General features: G+C 42.0%; 2 protein-coding genes. Both read right to left on the minus strand.

The annotated features are described in order from the left end of the window. Positions 1 to 72 precede the first annotated feature (72 nt). The gene (locus AB4238_RS22065; RefSeq protein WP_372035741.1) at positions 73 to 240 is read right to left on the minus strand and encodes a mannan-binding protein; all 168 of its coding nucleotides are present in this window, start codon (positions 238 to 240) and stop codon (positions 73 to 75) included. A 6-nt stretch (positions 241 to 246) separates the two neighbouring features. Further along, the gene (locus AB4238_RS22070) at positions 247 to 1632 is read right to left on the minus strand and encodes a mannan-binding protein (protein WP_372035743.1); all 1386 of its coding nucleotides are present in this window, start codon (positions 1630 to 1632) and stop codon (positions 247 to 249) included. Positions 1633 to 1938 lie beyond the last annotated feature (306 nt).

Raw genomic sequence — 1938 nt, forward strand, 5'->3', positions numbered from 1 at the left:
CTGATCGGCATTACGCTAAGCGAGCCTTTTTAATAGCCGAAAACTCATTGTGTAAGTTGTTGGCTTTGCTTTTTAGTTGGCGCAGCAACCACAAACAGATTTTGCTAATTGTGCACCAGTGCTAGCATTTTGATTGGTCCATTGACCGTTCCACTTGAGCTTCTTCGAGGAGCTGTTACATGTGGTTCGATAATCTACATTCGCTTGGGTATTACTGTTGATAATATTAGCGGCTTGCACATCCAATCATTGCTTAGAACCGACCGCAATATCATCGAAAATATGACTCAAGCTATTTGACGTTGTGTTGCTGATATTGCTGTCTAAGCCTTCGTAGTTATGGCAACCAAAGCAGTTAGAGACAAAGCCCGCTGAAGGTGATGACTTACCATTAAGGTTAATCGCTGCTGTGTTGACCTCTTGATACTCAGTTTCAGCTACAGTGTTTGCAAGCCTTAAAGAGCCACGCTGATTACTAATTTGAGTTACTGCTTGTCCGTTAGTTGGGGTAGTGTAAGAGCCTTTATTGATATCGCTGACCCACAGAGCACCAACATTAAAGTAGTTTTTCAATACTTCAAAATTGCCGTTTAAATAGGGCTGAACGTTGGCGTTAAGTGATTTAATTGAATCTACATTGTCTTGGAATTTAAGATCGCCTTCCGAAGAACCATAGGGGTACATTCGGCAAATTTGCGTTGGTTTTCCTGTTACCTTAGATTGCTTTGTAGGGTTATTAAATTCGCAGCCAGCTTGGTTGTTTTTTAGCCCAGCGCTACATTCTTGGCTCGCAAAAGACCACCCCGTGGTTTCTTGCGGTAACGTACAATCCGGTGAATTCACTTTATGCTCAAATGTAGCCCAGACAAATTCAGGATGTGCCTGAGTGGCAACCGCAACATGAAAACCAATCATACCAAGTTTCGTTTTTTTGGTATTACTCTGATCCGATACTACTGGAGTAATATTAGCATCCATGGTGATGAAATCATTAGGATCATCATTTTCTCCTAGAACCTTCCATGCGGTTTTCATTTCGGTGGTGCCAGCAGGGAAGTTCTGTTGCTGTTGGATCGCTTTTACATTACACATGTTCTTACTAAAGCGAACATCGTAATAGACCACATTACCATTTTGATCATAGATAGTGGCGCCGCCACCAGCCTGTCCTATCATCTCTGGTATGACGATATCGGTGTCATTCTCTTCATGTTTAGCGGTACGAATAAACAGCACTTGAGAGTCATGCTTCTCATCACAAGAGTTGGCTGGGCTGCCATCAGCATTCAACTCCAGTTGGTTGAACTGAGTATTGTCTTGAAAGTTGATAACTGATGGGTCGTTTTTTGATTCAGCCATCAAGTAGGCAAATGTTTGCCAAGAGAACTGGTAAAAGTCACAGAACGAACTGTCGCCTGGACCATCACTGGTTTTGACTTCACTAGGCATTGATGGTGAGGTAAACCAACTTGATTCGGCGCTGCAGTTAGCAGTACCTCCTGTGGCGCCTAATTTTGCAATTGTGGCTATGTTAGGCTCTGAAACAGGCGCTGATTGGGCAAAACTGCTACTGGCACTCGCCAAAACGAGAGCACTGAATAACATGCTGACTTTCCTTAGTGATGCGTTCATTGGATATTCCTTTATTTTATACACACAAAATAGTCTCGATAACTTTCTGACTCGAAGTGAGTCTGAGCGATGACTTGGACTATAGCTAAAGTGAAAACGTGTAACCTTCTGGAATCATTCTGAATATTTATCTGTTTGTAGCTTATTGTTTTGCATGTTTTTTAATTGATTTCTGCGGGTAATCTTCTGCTGTAGCTTCGATGAGAATGTTGTTACCGTACTAGCAAAGAGACTGAAGCGAGGAGCATATTACTAGGGGTTGTTGATTTTTTACGGTTGTTTTTGCAGCAGTTTATTGGCTATTTT

This window comes from Shewanella sp. 10N.286.45.A1 (assembly GCF_041470405.1).
GTDB lineage: Bacteria > Pseudomonadota > Gammaproteobacteria > Enterobacterales > Shewanellaceae > Shewanella.

Bases quoted from the DNA above. Each gene is read 5' to 3' on its own strand.
- AB4238_RS22070 (WP_372035743.1), bottom strand. From the start codon at position 1,632: ATGAACGCATCACTAAGGAAAGTCAGCATGTTATTCAGTGCTCTCGTT.